Below are 17,291 nucleotides of genomic sequence, written 5' to 3'. Positions count from 1 at the left end.
CGCCGCGCCCATCGCGCCCGATTTCTGTTTTACTACTACCTGACCTCGATGACGGCCCTGCTGTGTCCACCCACGTGTCCATGGACGACCCGGCGGCTCGCAAAGCCCGGTTATCGGTAGACCCGCCGTTCCTTCGCAACGACAAGTTGACCAGCACCGGCGCTCCAACGCACCCTGGGCCATCCAAGAATCCCGCAAGTGCAGATACAAATAAGGCACGGTTTTCGAGGCAAGCCTATAATTCTACTATTTTTCCAAGCCGATACTCAAGCTGATACATGGGCATAGTTACCGACCAGGCCGATCTGGCCAAGATGCGCGCGGCCTGCCAGGACGCCGCCAAGATTCTCGACTTCCTGACGCCGCACGTGAAACCCGGCGTGACCACGGGTGAACTCGACAAGCTGGCCCTGCAGTACCTGACCGAGGAACTCAAGGTGAAATCCGCCACGGTGGGGTATGCGCCGCCGGGCTACCCGCCCTTCCCCGGCGCCATCTGTACTTCGGTCAATCACCAGGTCTGCCATGGCATCCCGGGCGACAAGGCCCTGAAAAATGGGGACGTGGTAAATATCGACGTCACCATCATCAAGGACGGCTGGTTCGGCGACACGAGCCGCATGTATTACGTGGGCGAGCCCAGCATCCTGGCCCGCCGCCTGACCGACATCACCTTTGAGTGCATGTGGAAAGGCATTTCCGCCGTGCGCAACGGCGCCACGCTGGGCGATGTCGGCCACGCCATTCAAAAACACGCCGAGGCGCAGGGCTTCTCGGTGGTGCGCGAGTTCTGCGGACACGGCATCGGGCAGCGCTTCCATGAAGACCCGCAGGTGCTGCACTATGGCAAGCCGGGCTCCGGCGTGAAGCTGCAGACCGGCATGCTGTTCACCATCGAGCCCATGATCAACGCCGGCCGGCGCGAAATCCGCCAGCTGGCCGATGGCTGGACGGTGGTCACGCGCGACCACAGCCTTTCGGCCCAGTGGGAGCACGCGATCTGCGTGACCGACACCGGCTGCGAGGTGCTGACCATCTCGCCCGGCATGCCCCGCCCCCCCGCTTTCGTACCGGACACGGTCATCGTCCCGGCCATCTGACCCCGCAAGCACCCGCAGGCCCCGCATGACCCCCCTCGATCTCCAGCCCATCAAGGAACGCATGCAGGCCGCGAGGGCGGCGGCGGTGAGCGGTTTCCGCCAGCACCACCGCCCGGACACGCTGCTGTCCGAGCTGCGCCGCATCGTCGACCAGGCGCTGCGCGACTTGATCAAGCTCTGCCCGCTGCCGCCCGGGGCGACGCTGGCCGCCGTGGGCGGCTACGGCCGCGGCGAGCTGTATCCGCACTCGGATGTGGACCTGCTCATCCTGCTGCCCCAGCCTCCCTCGGCAGGCGAGGCCGGCGCCATTGAAACCCTGGTGGCTTCGCTCTGGGACCTGGGCCTGGAGCCCGGGCACAGCGTGCGCACCCTGGCGGATTGCGAAGCCGAGGCCGCCGCCGATATCACGGTGGAAACCGCGCTGCTCGAATCGCGCTGGCTGGCCGGCAGCCGCGGCCTCATGAAGCAGTTCGAGGCCGCCATGACGGCCAGGCTGGATGCCCGGGCCTTCTTCCAGGCCAAGCGGGTCGAGATGCAGCAGCGCCACGCCCGCTACCAGGACACGCCCTACGCGCTTGAACCCAACAGCAAAGAGTCGCCCGGCGGCCTGCGCGACCTCCAGGTCATCCTGTGGATGGCGCGCGCGGCCGGCTTTGGCCGCAACTGGCGCGCCGTGGCCCAGGCCGGGCTGCTGACCGCTTCCGAGGCGCGCGACCTGCGCCGGGCCGAACAGGCCTTCAAGCGGCTTCGCATCGAGCTGCACCTGCTCACCGGGCGGCGCGAGGACAGGCTGCTGTTCGACCTGCAGCCCGCCCTGGCCGAGGTCTACGGCATCAGCTCGACCGCCACGCGCCGCGCCAGCGAGCTGTTGATGCAACGCTATTACTGGGCCGCCCGCCTGGTCACGCAGCTCAATGTCATCCTGGTGCAGAACATCGAGGAAAGACTGCTGCCGCGCCCGGACAGCGACGCGCGCGACATCGACGAAGATTTCCGCAGCCTGCACGAACGCCTGGACATCATTCGCGAAGACTGCTTCGAGCGTAATCCGACCCTGCTGCTGCGCGCCTTCCTGGTCATGCAGCAGCATCCCGAGCTGACCGGCATGTCGGCGCGCACGCTGCGCGCCATCTGGCATTCGCGCCACCGCATCGACGCGCAGTTCCGCCGCAATCCGGTCAACCGCAAGCTGTTCCTGCAAATCCTGCAGCAACCGCGCGGCATCGTGCACGAGCTGCGCCGCATGACCATGCTGAACATCCTGCCGCGCTATCTGCCGGTGTTCCGCCGCATCGTCGGGCAGATGCAGCATGATCTCTTCCACGTCTATACGGTCGACCAGCACACCCTGGCGGTGATCCGCAACCTGCGCCGCTTCACCATGCCCGAGCATGCCTCGGAATATCCGCTGGCCAGCCAGGTCATGGCGGGGCTGGACCGCCATTGGCTGCTCTATGTGGCCGCGCTCTTTCACGATATCGCCAAGGGCCGGGGCGGCGATCACTCCGAACTGGGCGCGCGCGACGCGCGGCGCTTCGCGCAGGAGCACGGCCTGGCGCCCGAGGACGCCGAATTGGTCGAGTTCCTGGTGCGCCAGCACCTGCTGATGTCGGCCGTGGCCCAGAAGCGCGACCTGTCCGATCCCGAGGTCATCAACGACTTCGCGCGCCAGGTCAAGGACGAGCGCCACCTGAGCGCCCTCTACCTGCTGACGGTGGCCGATATCCGCGGCACCAGTCCCAAGGTCTGGAACGCCTGGAAGGGCAAGCTGCTCGAAGACCTCTACCGCCTGACCCTCACCGCCCTGGGCGGCGCGCAGGATGCGCATACCGTGCTGGCCGACCGCAAGGAGGAGGCGGCGCGGCTGCTGCGCCTGGCCGGCCTGCGCGACGATGCGCGCGAAGCCTTCTGGAACCAGCTGGATGTGGCCTATTTCCTGCGCCATGACGCCTCGGAGATCGCCTGGCACACACGCCATCTCTATTACCAGGCCCAGCCCGAGGAGGCCGTGGTCAAGGTGCGCCCCACCGAAGAGGGCGCCGGCCTGCAGATCATGGTCTATACCCGCGATACGCCGGATCTGTTCATGAATACCTGCGGCTATTTCGACGGCAAGGCCTTCAGCATCCAGGACGCGCGTATCCACACCACGCGCCAGGGCTGGGCGCTGGACAGCTTCATCGTGCTGCCGACCGAGACCCTGCCCGACCTGCGCGCCCAGGCCGCCCTGGTCGAGCACGAGCTGGGCGAACGGCTGCGCGAGGCGCGCGGCGACACGCCGCTGGCACGCAGCCACGGCCACCACCGCAGCCGGCAGTCGCGCCTGTCGCGGGTGTTCCCGGTCATGCCGCAAGCCGAGCTGCATCCCGACGAACGCAGCCAGTCCTGGCGCCTGTCGGTGACGGCCACCGACCGGCCTGGCCTGCTCTACGCGCTGGCCAAGGTCTTCGCCGAGAACGGCGTGGACCTCATCATGGCCAAGGTCATGACCCTGGGCGACCGGGTCGAGGATGTCTTCATCATTTCCGGGGCCGTGCTCGAACGCCCCCGGACCCAGATGCAGTTCGAGCATGCGGTGCTGGACGCCCTGGCCGGCGAAGAACCCCAGCAAAAGGCGGCTTGAACGGGGACAAAACGCATACAATCGGCTTTTCCCCGGCCGCTTGAGCGTATGGCGTACACCGACTATGCCTTGATCCTGGGCCGCAGCTTCCTGTTCGCGCTGGCGACACTGCTGCCCTTCCTGAACCCGCCGGCCATCGCGCCCATCTTCTGGACGATGACAGCGGGCGCCTCCACCGCCACGCGCACCGCGCTGGCCAAGCGGGTGGCGATCAACGTGGCGGCCATGCTGACCGTGGCCATGGTGGCCGGCAACGTCGTGCTGAGTTTCTTCGGTATTTCGCTGGCCATCGTGCGCGTGGGCGGCGGCATACTCGTCATGTACAGCGCCTGGCGCCTGGTCAATTCGCCGGACGGCGACAGCAGCCGCGTGGCCCGCATGGCCGAGCCCTTCACCAGCGAGACCGCCCAGGCCCGCGCTTTCTACCCGCTGACGTTTCCCATCACCTGCGGGCCCGGCTCCATCGCGGCGGCCATCACCGTGGGCGCCTCGCTCAGCGATGACGACCGCCTGGTCAGCCTGTTGCGCCTGGGCGGCTCCCTGCCTGGCGTCATGGTGGTGTCCCTGACGCTGTACATCTGCCTGCGTTTTGCCGCGCAGATCCTGCACCGGCTGGGCGAAAACGGCACGGCCGTCTTCATGCGCATGTCGGCCTTCATCATGCTTTGCCTGGGTGTGCAGATTTTCTGGGACGGCGCGCGCGAACTTTTGCTCGCCATGCTTGCCCAATCCGCGCTGGCCACTGCCGTGCCCAAACCCTAGGATGGACCCAAACCCATGACCGCCCACGCCCCCTCCCCCCGCCGGCGCCTGTTGCTGCTCATCGCCCTGTTCTGCTTCGGCGCGATCGGCGTGGCGCTGATCTCGCAATATGCCTTCGACATGGCGCCTTGCGCCTGGTGCGTACTGCAGCGCCTGATCTATCTGTGCGTCGGCATACTGGCCCTGGCCGCGGCCTGGGCTCCTCCCCTGGCGGCGCGCCTGGGCGCCCTGCTGGCCGCCGTGCTGGCGGCTTGCGGCGTGGCCGCCGCCTGGTATCAATACAGCGTGGCGGCCAAGATGCTGTCCTGCGACCAGACCTTTGCCGACCGTTTCATGAGCGCCACGGGCCTGGACGGCGCCCTGCCCTCGGTATTCGGCATCTTCGCCACTTGCATGGACGCCATGGTGAGCGTGCTGGGTATCGAATATGCGATCTGGAGCCTGGCCCTGTTCGTGATCGTGTTTTTCATGGCGCTGGCAGCGCTGGCCAAGCGCGCGTAAGGCCAGGGCCACTCCAAAAAAAAGCAGCCCGAAGGCTGCTTTTTTGCTTGGCCCTGGCTCAGGCGTCGTTGGCCGCGTAGCCCATGTTGAACTGCAGCCCGCCGGCCTGCTCTTCGCCGGCCGAAGAGTCGCGCGACTGGCCCAGGCGCGCCAGGTACTCGGCCGTGATGTCGCCGGTGATGTATTCGCCGTCGAAGCAGGAGGCCTCGAAGCGCTTGAGCGCCGGATTGATATCGCGCACGGCTTGCTGCATGTCCTGCAGATCCTGGTAGACGAGCGCGTCGGCGCCGATGGCGCGCGCGATCTCGTCGTCGCTGCGGCCCGTGGCGATGAGTTCCTTCTGGGTGGGCATGTCGATGCCGTACACATTGGGGAAACGCACCGGAGGCGCGGCCGAGGCGAAATACACCTTGTTGGCGCCGGCGGCGCGCGCCATGTCGACGATTTCACGGCTGGTCGTGCCGCGCACGATGGAGTCGTCGACCAGCAGCACGTTCTTGCCCTTGAACTCCATGCCGATGGCATTGAGCTTCTGGCGCACGGATTTGCGGCGCACCGCCTGGCCCGGCATGATGAAGGTGCGGCCGACGTAGCGGTTCTTGATCAGGCCTTCGCGGTAGTCGAGGTTCAGGCGGGCGGCCAGCTGCATGGCGGCCGGACGCGAGGAGTCGGGGATGGGCATGACCACATCGATGTCGCCCAGGCGCATGCTGCGGGCCACCTTGTCGGCCAGGTATTCGCCCATGCGCAGGCGCGCATCATAGACCGACACGCCGTCGATCATCGAATCCGGACGCGCGAAATACACGTACTCGAAAATGCAGGGCACGAGTTCGGCGTTCTCGGCGCACTGGCGGCTGGCCAGGCGGCCGTCGAGATCGATGAACACCGCCTCGCCCGGCAGCACATCGCGCACGAAACTGAAGCCGCTGCCTTCCAGGGCGACGGACTCGGAGGCGACCATCCATTCGACACCCTCGTCGGTGTCCTGGCGGCCGATGCACAGCGGACGGATGCCGTGCGGATCGCGGAAGGCCAGCAGGCCGTAGCCGGAGATCTGGGCCACCACGGCATAAGCGCCGCGCACCCGCTTGTGCAAGGCCGAGACGGCGCGGAAGATGGCGTCGTCGTCCAGCGACACGCCGCTGGCGGCCGATTGCAGCTCGTGCGCCAGCACATTGAGCAGCACTTCGGAATCCGAATTGGTATTGATGTGGCGGCGGTCGACCCGATAGAGCGACTCGCGCAGCTCGCGCCAGTTGGTCAGGTTGCCGTTGTGCGCGAACATGATGCCGAAGGGGGCATTCACGTAGAAGGGCTGGGCTTCTTCTTCGCTGGCGCTGGAACCGGCGGTCGGGTAGCGCACCTGGCCCACCCCGCTGGTGCCGGGCAGCGCCCGCATGTTGCGCGTGCGGAAGACGTCGCGCACAAGGCCGTGGGCCTTGTACATATTGAAGTGATTGCCGTGCATCGTTGCGATGCCCGCGGCGTCCTGGCCGCGGTGCTGCAACAACAGCAGGCTGTCATAGAGCAGCTGGTTGACCGGCCCGCGCCCGATGACCCCGACGATTCCACACATGGTGAGTTCCTAGTAGAGATAAAACGTAAAACAATCAGTAATTCAATACGGCAGCCAGCTTGCCAGCGATGGCGGCAGCGCGGCCTTCAGGTGCTTGACGGCCTCGGTGGCCGAGTGCGAGAACATGGCCTCTTTCCACCAGGTTTCCTCGGGCAGCGGCGTATAGCCGGCCAGCGCCACCAGCACCACGATGATGAGCAGGCCGCGCGCCAGCCCGAACACGGCGCCCAGGCCATGATCGGCGGGCGACAGCCCCGTGCTGCGGATCAGCGCGCCCAGCGTCATGTTGACCAGGCCCACGGCCAGCAGCACGATGATGAAGACCGCCGCGTACGACACGCCCATGCGCAGCACACCGGTTTCGATATAGGGCTGCAGCCAGGTATAGACCGTGGGCCCCCACCAGATCGCCGCGGTGAAAGCCAGCAGATAAGCCACCAGCGAAAGCATTTCCTTCAGCAGGCCGCGCACCAGGCCCAAGATGCCGGAGACGGCCAGAATCGCCATCACGACGAAGTCGAAGCCGGTCACTGGGCAGCGATGAAGCCGTTGTCATAACCCAGGGTGCGCAGACGCGCCTGGGCAGCCTGGGCCGCCTCACGCGAGGGGAAAGGCCCCACGCGCAGCCGGTATTGCTGCTTGCCATTGATATTGGCCTGTTCGACAAAGGCGTTGGTCACGCCCGCCTGGTGCAGTTTGCCGCGCCGCTCCTGGGCGTCGGCCTGCGTGGTATAGGAGGCCACCTGCAGCACGAAGTTGCCGTTGGCGGCGGGCTTGGCCGCTGCCGGCGCAGGCGTGCGGCCTTCGAGGAGGGCCAGGGCGCGCGCACCGTCATCGGACCGCGTGGCGGTATCGGTCTTGGGCTTTTCGGCCGGTTTGGCCACGGGCGGCTTTTCGGCCGGCTTGGGCGCTTCGGCCGGCTTGGGCGGCGGCGTGGTCGCGGCCACGGGCGGCGGCACGGCTGGCGCCTGCGGCGCCTCGGCATGAGGAGGCTGCGCGGCGGGCGGCTGCGCGGCGGCCTGCGTCTCGGGCGACGGCGCGCCCTCGACCGGCGGCGGGACCGCCGGCGCTTGCGGCGTGGCCGCGGGCTCGGAGACGTTGGGCTGGTAGGGACTGTTGCGGTCCGGGATGCGAACCGGGATGTCGTCGGAGACCGGCACGGGCTCGGAGTCGAGCATCATGGGCAGCACGATGACCGCGGCCAGCACCAGGGCGATGGCCCCTGCCAGCCGGCGCCGCGCGCGGCCCCGCAACTCGGCCGCCTGGGCCTCGCTGGAGACCGACGGACGCGGCCGGGAGGGCGAGGATTCGGAGGCGGAATCTTTGCGTGTGAACAAACCCATGGAACTCACATCCTGGCGGCCGGCACGGCGGGAACCCTCCCGCTGCGCGCAAGCCCGCGGTTGCTGGCGCCGGGCCTTCGCATGTGGCGGCGGTGTCGCGGCATGGCCGTACGTTGTCTATGCCTTGCGGCCCAATGCCTGCAAAACGCCGGCAACCGTGAGGAAAGACCCAAACACTACGATTCTATCACCCTCCCCCGCCTTTTCGCGCGCGGCGGCATAGGCCTGGGCGGGGCCGTCATAGGCGGTTACGCTTGGCGCTTCGGCGCTGGCTGGCGAGGGCGGCAGCGCCTGCCCGACCCGTTCGGCCAGGGTGCTGCCGTCAACGCCGCGCGGCCCCGGCAGCCCCGCGCAATACCAGTGATCGACACGGCTGCCCAGCTTGGCGATCACGCCCGGCAAATCCTTGTCGCTCAACATGCCGAACACCGCATGCGTATAGGGATGGAACCCCATGTTGTCCAGGTTCTGCGCCAGCACGGCCGCGGCGTGCGGATTGTGCGCGACGTCCAGGATGACCGTGGGCTGGCCCGGCAGGATCTGGAAGCGGCCCGGCAGATTGGCCTGCAGCAGGCCCAGGCGCACGGCCTGCTGCGGCACCGGCAGGCGCAGGCGCACCGACTCCAGCGCGGCCAGCGCCGCCGAGGCATTGAGCAATTGGTTGGCGCCGCGCAGCGCCGGATAGCCCAGCGAGCTGCGGCGCACTTCGCGTCCGCCATAGGCCCATTGCTGGCGGTCGCCCGAATAATTGAAGTCGCGCCCGAAGAGCCAGAGGTCGGCGCCGATGGCCCTGGCGTGGTCGACCAGGCTTTGCGGCGGCACGGGATCGCTGCAGATGGCCGGCCGGCCGGCGCGATAGATGTGGGCTTTCTCGAAGCCTATCTTTTCGCGCGTATCGCCCAGGTAATCCATATGGTCGAGGTCCACGCTGGTGACGATGGCGACATCCGCGTCGATGATGTTGACCGCGTCCAGTCGCCCGCCCAGGCCGACTTCGAGTACCACCGCGTCGAGACGGGACTGCGCGAACAGGCGCAGGATGGCCAGCGTGGTGAATTCGAAATACGTCAGGCTGGTGTCGCCGCGCGCGGCCTCCACGGCCTGGAACTGCTCGACCAGCGCGGCGTCGGAGGCGATTTCGCCATTGACACGGGCGCGCTCGTTGAAGTCGATGAGGTGGGGCGAGGTGTAGAGCCCGACGCGGTAGCCGGCCGACAGCAGGATGGCCTCCAGCATGGCGCAAGTCGAGCCTTTGCCATTGGTGCCGCCCACCGTGAAGGTCACCGCGTCCAGCCGCAGGTCGAGGCGATCGGCCACCGCCTTGACGCGCTCCAGCCCGAGATCGATGGTCTTGGCGTGCAGGGACTCTAGGTAATGCAGCCAGTCGGCAAGGCCGGCTGTGGCGTCGGGACGGGAGGGCATGGCGGACACGAGAGTAAGACAGCCGTCATTTTAGCAGGGACACCTCCGTACTTACCCGGGTGTCCCGCAGGGGAATGGCCGGCCCCGCGGGTGGCGGGGCTTGCCGATGTTTTTCTCGTATGTGAAACTGTTTTCACAGACAAGAATTTCAAGGAGACATGATGCCAGACAAGCCAACGTGGCTGGTGCGCGAGCGCGACGTGCCCGCCTACCATCCCGCCAATCACACCGGAACCACCAACCGGCGCCTGATCAGTCCGCAGACCGTGGGCGCGCGCCATGTGGAGGTGCTGCTGGGCACGATCGCGCAAGGCAGCGGCGCCCTGCCCCACGCCCATCCGGGCATCGAGCAGGTCTGCTATTTGCTCGAAGGCACGGCGCGCGCCCAGGTCGGCGACGAGACGGCCGACATGCAGGCCGGCGACTGCTGTTATTTCCCGCCCGACATCCCGCATCTGTTCACCGTGACCAGCGAGCAGCCCGCGCGCCTGCTGGTCATCTACACCCCGCCCTACGAAGAGCGCCCTGACCGCGTCGTCCGCGGCTGAATTCCGCGCCCCCCGCAAAGAGAGGAGACCTGCGATGAAATTGCCGCGAATTCTGGCGGCGCTGTGCCTGGCCATGACGGCCATGGGCCAGCCCGCCGCCGCCGATACCTATCCCAGCAAGCCCATTACCCTGGTGGTCCCCTTTCCGGCCGGCTCGGGCACGGACGCGGTGGGACGCATTTTCGCGCTGGAGCTGGGCAACCGCCTGGGCCAGCAGATCGTGGTGGAGAACAAGCCCGGCGCCAACGCCACTATCGCCGCCAACTACGTCGCGCGCGCCAAGCCCGACGGCTACACCCTGTTCGTGACCACCAATACCTCGCATTCGGCCGCGCCCTTTCTCATGAAGCAGGTGCCCTATGACCCGGTCAAGGATTTCACGGCCATCGCGCGCGGCGGCAATCTGCCCTTCATCCTGGTGACCAACCCCAAGCGCCCATACAAGACCGTGCAAGAGCTCGTGGACTATGCGCGCAAGCATCCGGGCAAGGTGACCTATGCCAGCGGCAACAGCACGGGCATCGTGGCCGGGGCGACCCTGGCCCGCCGCGCCGGGATCGACATCCTGCACGTGCCCTACAAGGGCACGCCGCAGGCGATGACCGACGTGGTCGGCGGCCAGGTCGATTTCATGTTCACGGACCTGGCCTCCGGCCTGCCCTTCGTGCAATCGGGCCAGCTGCGGGCCCTGGCCGTCTCCACCGCCGAGCGCAGCGCCATCGTGCCCGGGCTGCCCTCCATGAAGGAGGCCGGCGTGGCGGATTTTGACCTGAACTCCTGGAATGGCTATTTCGGCCCCGCGGGCCTGCCGCCCGCCATCGTGACGCGACTGAACGCTGCCATCAACGACATCGTGCGCGATCCGGCCGTCAAGCAGAAGCTGGCGGGCCTGGGCTTTGATGCCTTCTCGGGCACGCCGCAGGATTTCGCCGCCTTCGTCGCCGCGCAGCGCGACCTGTGGGGCAAGCTCATCCACGACGCAGGCATAGAAGCACAATGACGCAACAGACAGGCCCGGGCCCCCTGGCGGGCGTGCGTATCCTCGATCTGAGTTCGGTGGTCATGGGCCCCTATGCCACCCAGGTGCTGGGCGACCTCGGGGCGGACATCATCAAGGTCGAACCCCCGGCGGGCGACAACCTGCGCGCGGTGGGGCCCATGCGCAATCCCGGCATGGGCCATCTCCACCTGCACCTGAACCGCAACAAGCGCTCCGTCGTGCTGGACCTCAAGCAGGCCGCCGGCCGCCAGGCCTGCCTGAAGCTGGCCGAGGGCTGCGACGCCCTGCTCTATAACATCCGCCCCCAGGCCATGGCCCGCCTGGGACTGGACTATGAGACCGTGGCCGCCCGCAACCCGCGTCTCGTCTATGTCGGCGCCTATGGTTATAGCGAGGCCGGCCCCTATGCCGGACGCCCCGCCTACGACGACCTGATCCAGGGCCAGACCGGCATCGCCGAGCTGGCCGCGCGGCAAAGCGGCGAGCTGCCCCGCTATGCGCCGCTGACCCTGGCCGACCGCAGCGTGGGCCTGCATGTGGCCATCGCCCTGCTGTCGGGCGTGCTGCGGGCGCGCGCCGACGGACAGGGACAGGCCATCGAAGTGCCCATGTTCGAAGGCATGGCCCATATGGTGCTGGGCGACCACCTGGGCGGCCACAGCTTCGAGCCGCCCCTGGGCCCCACCGGCTATGCGCGCCTGCTGGCGCCCCATCGGCGCCCCTACGCCACGGCCGACGGCTATATCTGCCTGCTGATCTATAACGACAAGCACTGGCGCAATTTCTTTGATCTCATCGGCCAGCCCGGGCTGGCCGCCGACCCGCGGTTTCGCGACCATACCCAGCGCGCGCGCCATATCGACGAGGTCTATGCCTTCGTGGCCGAAGTGATCCGGAAACGCGATAGCGCCAGCTGGCTGCGCGACCTGGAAGCCGCCGATATCCCGGCTTCGCGCCTGTACGGCATCGACGACCTGATCGCTGATCCGCATCTGCGGCAGACCGGCTTCATCCGGGAGGTCGAGCATCCCAGCGAAGGCCGGCTGCGCACGACCGCGCCGCTGGGCCGCTATGCCCGCACGCCCGCCGCGCTGCGGCGCGGCGCCCCCCGCCTGGGCGAACACAGCCGCGAATTGCTGCGCGAGGCGGGGCTGGACGAAAAGACCATCGACGCATTGATGGCACAACATGCATCCCTGGACGGACAGACTGATGGACTTTGAACTTTCTTCGGACCAACTGGCCCTGCGCGACGCGGTCGCGCGCGTATGCGAGCGTTTTCCCGATGAGTATTGGCTGGAGCGGGACCAGGCCGGCGGCTTTCCGCATGATTTCCATGCGGCGCTGGCCCAGGACGGCTGGCTGGGCATCGCCATGCCGCCCGAGTTCGGCGGCGCCGGCCTGGGCATGACCGAGGCCGCCCTCATGATGCAGACCATCGCCGCCAGCGGAGCGGGCTTCGCCGGCGCCTCGGCCGTGCACATGAACATCTTCGGCCTGAACCCCGTGGTGGTGTTCGGCAACCCGGCGCAACGCCAGCGCTGGCTGCCGCCCCTGATCGCCGGCCGGCAGAAAGCCTGTTTCGCCGTCACCGAACCGGATGCCGGGCTGGACACCACGCATTTGCAGACCCGCGCCGAGCGCCAGGGCGACCACTATGTGGTGCACGGCCGCAAGATCTGGATTTCCACCGCCCAGGTGGCGGACAAGATGCTGCTGCTGGCGCGGACCACGCCCCTGGCGGAGGCGGCCAAGCCCACGCAGGGACTGACGCTGTTCTACACCGATCTGGACCGCGAGCGCGTCGAGGTGCGCGAGATCGAGAAGATGGGCCGCAAGGCGGTGGATTCCAATATGCTGTTCATCGACGGCCTGCGCATCCCGGTCGAAGACCGTATCGGCGAAGAAGGCCGAGGCTTCGAGTACATCCTGCATGGGCTGAATCCGGAACGCATCCTGATCGCCGCCGAAGCCGTGGGTATCGGCCGCGCCGCCCTGGCGCGGGCCGCGCGGTACGCCGGCGAAAGAGTGGTGTTCGGCCGGCCCATCGGCCAGAACCAGGGCATACAGCATCCCCTGGCCCAGGCCTGGATGCAACTGGAGGCCGCCGACCTCATGGTCCTGAAAGCCGCCAGCCTCTATGACGCCGGCAAACCCTGCGCCCCCTACGCCAATAGCGCCAAATACCTGGCCGCCGAGGCCGGGCACAATGCCTGCCAGACGGCCGTGCTGACCCTGGGCGGCATGGGCTACGCCAAGGAGTATCACGTCGAGCGCCTGCTGCGCGAGAGCTACATCCCCCGCATCGCGCCGGTGAGCCCCCAGCTCATCATGTGCTTTATCGCCGAAAAAGTGCTGGGACTGCCCAAGTCCTACTAGCGCCGGCTCAGCGGTCCTGCTCGAGGGCGGTGCAGGCGGCCCGCAGGATGCGGGCATAAGCCTGCTGCTGGGGCTCGATGCGGTAGACCGGCCCACCCACCGATATGGCATAGGTTTCACCCGACAGGCTGACCGGCCAGGCGATGGCGCCCACATCGGGGATGGATTCGCTGATATTGGAGAACCAGCCCCGCTGCTGCGACGCCCGCAGGTCGTCTTCCAGCCGCGCCGGATCCACCAGCGTGCGCTCATTGAAGCGGGTCAAAGGCGCGCGGGCCAGCAGCTCGGCGCGCTGCCCCGGATCGAGCCGAGAAATCAAGGCCTTGCCGAGCGAATTGGCGTGAATTTCGCGGAACTCGCCGGCAACAGGCGCATATCTGATGGTATGCGGCGAATCCAGCACTTCCAGGTAGACCACCCGGGAAAGCGCATCCAGCTTGGCGAAGACGATGGTTTCGCGGGTGGCCTCGCGCAGCTCCACCAGGCTGGGGTAGACACGGTCGAGCACGGGGTCGGCCCGCGCGATGCGCTGCGCCATGGCCAGCAGCCGCCCGGTGGGGTAATACCCCTGCCGGCGCCCGGTTTCATAGAGATAACCCAGCTCGGCCAAGGTGCGGATCAAGGCCAGGCAACTGGAGACCGGGACACCCAGCAGGCGGGCCAGCTCCGACAGAGACAAGGCCCGCTTTTCGCGGGCATAGGTCTCGATGATCTCGATCACGCGCAGGGCGGTTTTGACGCTCATTGCCAGGGCTGGAGGAAATAGAAAGGCGATGCCTAAAGTTCTTATTCAGTTTGCCGTTATGGTAGCTGAGATTTTCATGCAGACCTGAATGCGTCACCAATATTCGTGACGCCCAACCCAGAAACCTTTTCGACGCTACGCTTGCTGGAGTGATCATGGCAGTCAGCCCCATCAGCCCCGCTTTGCACGTTCCGACGCCGAGTCTTGCCGTCACGCCGCCGGTCGAGCCGGCCGCGCTGTCCACGCCCGTGGGCGCCTCGGTCGACAGCCAGGGCACGGACAACAACGGTTCGCCCGATCCGCGCCAGCCCGCCGCCACGACCAAGTCGGCCCTGGACGAGATCAATAGCCAGTTGCGCGCCTGGTCCACCGAGCTGCAGTTTGAAATGGACCCGGACCTGCACAAGATCGTGATCTCGGTCCGGGATTCCGATACGGGTGAAGTGCTGCGCACCATCCCTTCGGACGCGGTCATCCGCATCGCCAAGATGATCGTGAAACTTCAGGGCAACGCCGTCGAAACCACGGCCTGAATACCGCGCCGGCCTGCACCATCGCGGTGCAGGCCGGCATAAAGCATGAAATAGCCTGACCTTATGCCTCTACCCGGCCCTTAAGGCAGCATCAATCTTTGACAGAATCGCATCGCTAGCAAGGAGTACCCAAAATGGCCACCATCTCGTCGCTCGGCTCGTCAGGTTTGCCGCTGCAGGACACGCTGGACAAGCTGCAGGAAGCGGAAGAGCAACGGCTGAAGCTGATCACCAATCAGCAAACGAGCAACCAGACCCGCATCTCGGCGTTCGGCAAGATCCAGAGCGCCGTCGAGGCGCTGCAGAAGGCCGCCTCGGCCCTGAGCGGCATGGGCGGCATGAACATCCTGACCAACAAGGTCACCGGAGATGGCGTGACGTCGAGCATCAGCACGGGCGCGACCGCGGGCACCTACAACATCAAGGTGTCCAAGCTGGCCACCGCCCAATCGCTGCAGACGCAGGCCTACAGCAGCCGCATCGACAACATCGGCACGGGCGGCACGGTCACGTTCACCATCGACGGCCAGGAAAAGTCGGTCACGCTGGGCTCGGACACCTCGCTCAATGGCATCGTCAAGGCCATCAACGGCGATGACTCCCTGGGCCTGAGCGCCACGGTGGTCAACGATGGCAACAATAACTATTACCTGATGGTGACCTCCAAGACCGAAGGCACGAAAGCCGCGGTCAGCAAGATCACCGTCACCGGCAACGACGAGCTGGCCGCGACGCTGAAGTACGACGCCAGCGACAGCAGCTCGCCCATGAAGGTCCTGACGCCGGCCAACAATGCGGAATTGACCATCAACGGCATTTCCGTCGTCAGCCAGACCAACACCGTGACGTCCGCCATCGACGGCATTACGCTGAACCTGACGGCGGTCACGCCCGCCGACGGCAACGGCGCCACCCTGACCATCTCGCAGGACAACAACAAAGTCACCACGCTGGTGCAGTCCTTCGTCAACGCCTACAACTCGCTGCAATCGACGATCGCGGACCTGACTGCCTTCAACGTCGATGAGCAGACGCAAAGCGCCCTGACCGGCGACGGCACGGCGCGCAGCATCCAATCGGCCGTGGCTTCGGCCCTGCATGTGGTGACCGGCGAAGGCGCCGTCCAGAACCTGGGCCAGACCGGCATCTCCACCGACCCCAAGACCGGCCAGCTCAAGTTCGACACCGAGAAGTTCAACAAGGCGCTGAACGACAATCCCAACGACGTGCTGCGCGTCTTCTCGGGCACCAATGGCGTGGCGGCCAAGATGGCCGACGCGACCGACAAGATGCTGGGCGACAACGGCTCCATCAAGACCCGCACCGACGGTCTGAACAAGACGCTGGAAACCCTGAAGAAGCAATACGAGTCGACCGAGACCCAGATCGAGGCGACCATGGCCAATTATCGCGCCCAGTTCGTCAAGCTGGACGCCCTGGTCGTGCAGCTCAAGAGCACCAGCGAATACCTGACCCAGCAATTCGCCGCCCTGAGCTCGTCGACGTCCAAATAGCGATGTAAACCATGACTTATGCCGCGCGCCGCCCGACGGGCTACAGCTCCGTCCGCTCCTACCAGGATATCGGCCTGGAAACCGAGGTCATGAGCGCCGCTCCCGAGCGGCTCATCACCTTGTTGTACCGCGGCGCGCGCGCCGCGATCGCGCAGGCCCGCCTCCATCTGGAGGCAGGCCGCGTCGCCGAGCGCGGCCAGGCAATCTCCAAGGCGACCCGCATCGTCGACGAGGGCTTGAAACAAGGGCTCAACCTGGAGGCCGGCGGTGAGATCGCCGCCAATCTTTCCGAGCTGTACGACTTCATCACGCGCACGCTGCTCAAGGCCAATCTGCACGCCGACGCGGCACAACTCGACCTGGCCGACGGGCTCCTCGCGGAACTCGCATCGGCCTGGGAAAGCTCGGTGGATCCGGCGACCAGTAGCGTTCCTGCCTGAACGCCGCCTTTTCTTTTTGCCCTTCGCCTCGACCGCGAGACTTCCATGATGGCTCTCATGCAGCAAGCCCCCGTTCTCGATTTGTATCAGGACATCGCCTCTTTGACCGGCGATATGCTGGCAGCCGCCCAGGATGGGGACTGGACCCGCGTGCTGGAAGTGGGCCGTCAATATGTTGAGCTCGTCGAGCAGCTGCGCTTCATGGAAAACGGGTCGCCCCTGGACGAGGCGGCGCGCGCCATGAAGTACGACCTGCTGGTCCGCATTCTGGAAAACGATGCCGCCGTGCGGGATCTTGCCTTGCCGCAACTGGCCCGCCTGGGCGATCTGCTGGGGCGCATGAAGCGCCAGCAATCCCTGCTGGCCACCTATGGCGGCAAGGCGAATAGCGCATGAGTATCGGTCCGCCCGCCCTGGGTAATGTGCTGGTCCAGCGCCTGGATGCGGTGCTTGGCACCACGATGGCGGCGCACGCCAACCTCTTGACCGGCGCGCGGCCCGACGCCGTCGGCCAGCCCGGCGAAGCGGCCCGCGCGGGCCAGACCGAAAACGCCACCCGCGATCCGCGCCAGCCTGTCGACGGCGTGGGCGCCCGCGGCGACCGCCAGGCCGCCGTGGTCGATGCCAAGACGGCCGCCGCGCTGGCCCTGGCCGCCCGGGGCCTGGTCACGCGCAGCGATACCACCGCCTCGGCGCCCACCACCCTGGGCACGACGGCGCGCATCATCCTGTCATTGCTGGCCCAGTACCCGGAGGCCGCCCCGGCCGCCCAGGGCCGCGCGCCGCTGTGGACGCCGCCGGG

Annotated in this window: 17 protein-coding genes and 1 pseudogene; 13 read left to right on the top strand and 5 right to left on the bottom strand. The window is 66.8% G+C overall.

All coding sequences use genetic code 11. The features are described 5' to 3' along the window. Positions 1–278 precede the first annotated feature (278 nt). Genes map through AXA74_RS19895 form a run of 4 tightly spaced genes read left to right on the top strand, consistent with a single transcriptional unit; the run spans position 279 to position 4,986 of the window. Positions 279–1,100 carry a type I methionyl aminopeptidase gene (map, locus tag AXA74_RS19910; RefSeq protein ID WP_029581208.1) on the top strand — a complete coding sequence of 274 codons (822 nt, stop codon included), beginning with the start codon at positions 279–281 and terminating at the stop codon, positions 1,098–1,100. 25 nt (positions 1,101–1,125) lie between these two features. Continuing rightward, entirely contained in the window at positions 1,126–3,723 is a 2,598-nt protein-coding gene (locus AXA74_RS19905; protein WP_029581209.1) for a [protein-PII] uridylyltransferase, read from the top strand. 48 nt (positions 3,724–3,771) lie between these two features. Beyond that, positions 3,772–4,485, top strand: coding sequence for a MarC family protein (locus AXA74_RS19900; protein WP_029581210.1), 714 nt, complete (start codon positions 3,772–3,774; stop codon positions 4,483–4,485). 15 nt (positions 4,486–4,500) lie between these two features. Then, entirely contained in the window at positions 4,501–4,986 is a 486-nt protein-coding gene (locus AXA74_RS19895) for a disulfide bond formation protein B (RefSeq protein ID WP_029581211.1), read from the top strand. 58 nt (positions 4,987–5,044) lie between these two features. Here AXA74_RS19895 and purF read toward each other — a convergent pair whose 3' ends face one another. The 4 genes from purF to folC all read right to left on the bottom strand — a co-directional run bounded on the left by purF (position 5,045) and on the right by folC (position 9,330). Then, positions 5,045–6,565, bottom strand: a complete 1,521-nt coding sequence (purF, locus tag AXA74_RS19890) for an amidophosphoribosyltransferase (protein WP_029581212.1) — start codon at positions 6,563–6,565, stop codon at positions 5,045–5,047. A 42-nt stretch (positions 6,566–6,607) separates the two neighbouring features. Next, positions 6,608–7,096 carry a CvpA family protein gene (locus AXA74_RS19885; protein ID WP_029581213.1) on the bottom strand — a complete coding sequence of 163 codons (489 nt, stop codon included), beginning with the start codon at positions 7,094–7,096 and terminating at the stop codon, positions 6,608–6,610. After that, a complete protein-coding gene (locus AXA74_RS19880; RefSeq protein WP_032979056.1) occupies positions 7,093–7,908 on the bottom strand; it encodes an SPOR domain-containing protein in 816 nt (271 codons plus the stop codon). Before AXA74_RS19880 ends, AXA74_RS19885 begins: the two co-directional genes overlap by 4 nt. A gap of 117 nt (positions 7,909–8,025) precedes the next feature. Continuing rightward, positions 8,026–9,330 (bottom strand): bifunctional tetrahydrofolate synthase/dihydrofolate synthase, encoded by a 1,305-nt coding sequence (folC, locus tag AXA74_RS19875; protein WP_032971403.1) that lies wholly within the window; start codon positions 9,328–9,330, stop codon positions 8,026–8,028. A gap of 161 nt (positions 9,331–9,491) precedes the next feature. Between folC and AXA74_RS19870 the strand changes: the two genes are divergently transcribed. The 4 genes from AXA74_RS19870 to AXA74_RS19855 are packed head-to-tail and all read left to right on the top strand — an operon-like array spanning position 9,492 to position 13,257. Then, entirely contained in the window at positions 9,492–9,878 is a 387-nt protein-coding gene (locus tag AXA74_RS19870) for a cupin domain-containing protein (RefSeq protein WP_029581216.1), read from the top strand. 34 nt (positions 9,879–9,912) lie between these two features. After that, positions 9,913–10,878 carry a Bug family tripartite tricarboxylate transporter substrate binding protein gene (locus tag AXA74_RS19865; protein WP_032979058.1) on the top strand — a complete coding sequence of 322 codons (966 nt, stop codon included), beginning with the start codon at positions 9,913–9,915 and terminating at the stop codon, positions 10,876–10,878. Next, positions 10,875–12,101, top strand: a complete 1,227-nt coding sequence (locus tag AXA74_RS19860; RefSeq protein ID WP_032971393.1) for a CaiB/BaiF CoA transferase family protein — start codon at positions 10,875–10,877, stop codon at positions 12,099–12,101. The genes AXA74_RS19865 and AXA74_RS19860 overlap by 4 nt, the downstream gene beginning before the upstream one ends. Next, positions 12,091–13,257 carry an acyl-CoA dehydrogenase family protein gene (locus AXA74_RS19855; protein ID WP_032979060.1) on the top strand — a complete coding sequence of 389 codons (1,167 nt, stop codon included), beginning with the start codon at positions 12,091–12,093 and terminating at the stop codon, positions 13,255–13,257. Before AXA74_RS19860 ends, AXA74_RS19855 begins: the two co-directional genes overlap by 11 nt. Positions 13,258–13,264: 7 nt before the next feature. On the opposite strand, the gene AXA74_RS19850 is transcribed toward AXA74_RS19855, so the two are convergent. Continuing rightward, a complete protein-coding gene (locus tag AXA74_RS19850; RefSeq protein ID WP_029581220.1) occupies positions 13,265–14,002 on the bottom strand; it encodes an IclR family transcriptional regulator in 738 nt (245 codons plus the stop codon). 155 nt (positions 14,003–14,157) lie between these two features. Between AXA74_RS19850 and AXA74_RS19845 the strand changes: the two genes are divergently transcribed. The 5 genes and pseudogenes from AXA74_RS19845 to AXA74_RS19825 all read left to right on the top strand — a co-directional run. Further along, on the top strand, positions 14,158–14,535 hold the full coding sequence (locus AXA74_RS19845; protein ID WP_029581221.1) for a flagellar protein FlaG: 378 nt from the start codon (positions 14,158–14,160) through the stop codon (positions 14,533–14,535). A 134-nt stretch (positions 14,536–14,669) separates the two neighbouring features. Next, positions 14,670–16,049, top strand: coding sequence for a flagellar filament capping protein FliD (gene fliD / locus AXA74_RS19840; protein ID WP_032971389.1), 1,380 nt, complete (start codon positions 14,670–14,672; stop codon positions 16,047–16,049). An 11-nt stretch (positions 16,050–16,060) separates the two neighbouring features. Further along, positions 16,061–16,489 (top strand): flagellar export chaperone FliS, encoded by a 429-nt coding sequence (gene fliS / locus AXA74_RS19835; protein ID WP_029581223.1) that lies wholly within the window; start codon positions 16,061–16,063, stop codon positions 16,487–16,489. A gap of 45 nt (positions 16,490–16,534) precedes the next feature. Then, complete coding sequence (locus AXA74_RS19830) at positions 16,535–16,885, top strand: flagellar protein FliT (protein WP_029581224.1); 351 nt, start codon at positions 16,535–16,537, stop codon at positions 16,883–16,885. Then, positions 16,882–17,291, top strand: a pseudogene (locus AXA74_RS19825) (flagellar hook-length control protein FliK); the annotation flags it as partial. The gene AXA74_RS19830 and the pseudogene AXA74_RS19825, both read left to right, overlap by 4 nt.

The organism is Bordetella hinzii LMG 13501, from assembly GCF_001548475.1.
GTDB classification, from domain to species: Bacteria; Pseudomonadota; Gammaproteobacteria; order Burkholderiales; family Burkholderiaceae_B; genus Bordetella; species Bordetella hinzii.
This window is presented reverse-complemented; position numbering and strand designations above follow the sequence as displayed.

Excerpts from the sequence above, each read along its gene's own strand:
- purF (WP_029581212.1), bottom strand. The coding sequence starts at position 6,565 with ATGTGTGGAATCGTCGGGGTCATCGGGCGCGGGCCGGTCAACCAGCTG.
- folC (WP_032971403.1), bottom strand. The coding sequence starts at position 9,330 with ATGCCCTCCCGTCCCGACGCCACAGCCGGCCTTGCCGACTGGCTGCAT.
- fliD (WP_032971389.1), top strand. The coding sequence starts at position 14,670 with ATGGCCACCATCTCGTCGCTCGGCTCGTCAGGTTTGCCGCTGCAGGAC.
- AXA74_RS19855 (WP_032979060.1), top strand. The coding sequence starts at position 12,091 with ATGGACTTTGAACTTTCTTCGGACCAACTGGCCCTGCGCGACGCGGTC.
- AXA74_RS19865 (WP_032979058.1), top strand. The coding sequence starts at position 9,913 with ATGAAATTGCCGCGAATTCTGGCGGCGCTGTGCCTGGCCATGACGGCC.
- AXA74_RS19870 (WP_029581216.1), top strand. The coding sequence starts at position 9,492 with ATGCCAGACAAGCCAACGTGGCTGGTGCGCGAGCGCGACGTGCCCGCC.
- AXA74_RS19845 (WP_029581221.1), top strand. The coding sequence starts at position 14,158 with ATGGCAGTCAGCCCCATCAGCCCCGCTTTGCACGTTCCGACGCCGAGT.
- map (WP_029581208.1), top strand. The coding sequence starts at position 279 with ATGGGCATAGTTACCGACCAGGCCGATCTGGCCAAGATGCGCGCGGCC.
- AXA74_RS19830 (WP_029581224.1), top strand. The coding sequence starts at position 16,535 with ATGATGGCTCTCATGCAGCAAGCCCCCGTTCTCGATTTGTATCAGGAC.
- AXA74_RS19850 (WP_029581220.1), bottom strand. The coding sequence starts at position 14,002 with ATGAGCGTCAAAACCGCCCTGCGCGTGATCGAGATCATCGAGACCTAT.
- AXA74_RS19895 (WP_029581211.1), top strand. The coding sequence starts at position 4,501 with ATGACCGCCCACGCCCCCTCCCCCCGCCGGCGCCTGTTGCTGCTCATC.
- AXA74_RS19905 (WP_029581209.1), top strand. The coding sequence starts at position 1,126 with ATGACCCCCCTCGATCTCCAGCCCATCAAGGAACGCATGCAGGCCGCG.
- AXA74_RS19860 (WP_032971393.1), top strand. The coding sequence starts at position 10,875 with ATGACGCAACAGACAGGCCCGGGCCCCCTGGCGGGCGTGCGTATCCTC.
- fliS (WP_029581223.1), top strand. The coding sequence starts at position 16,061 with ATGACTTATGCCGCGCGCCGCCCGACGGGCTACAGCTCCGTCCGCTCC.
- AXA74_RS19880 (WP_032979056.1), bottom strand. The coding sequence starts at position 7,908 with ATGGGTTTGTTCACACGCAAAGATTCCGCCTCCGAATCCTCGCCCTCC.
- AXA74_RS19900 (WP_029581210.1), top strand. The coding sequence starts at position 3,772 with ATGGCGTACACCGACTATGCCTTGATCCTGGGCCGCAGCTTCCTGTTC.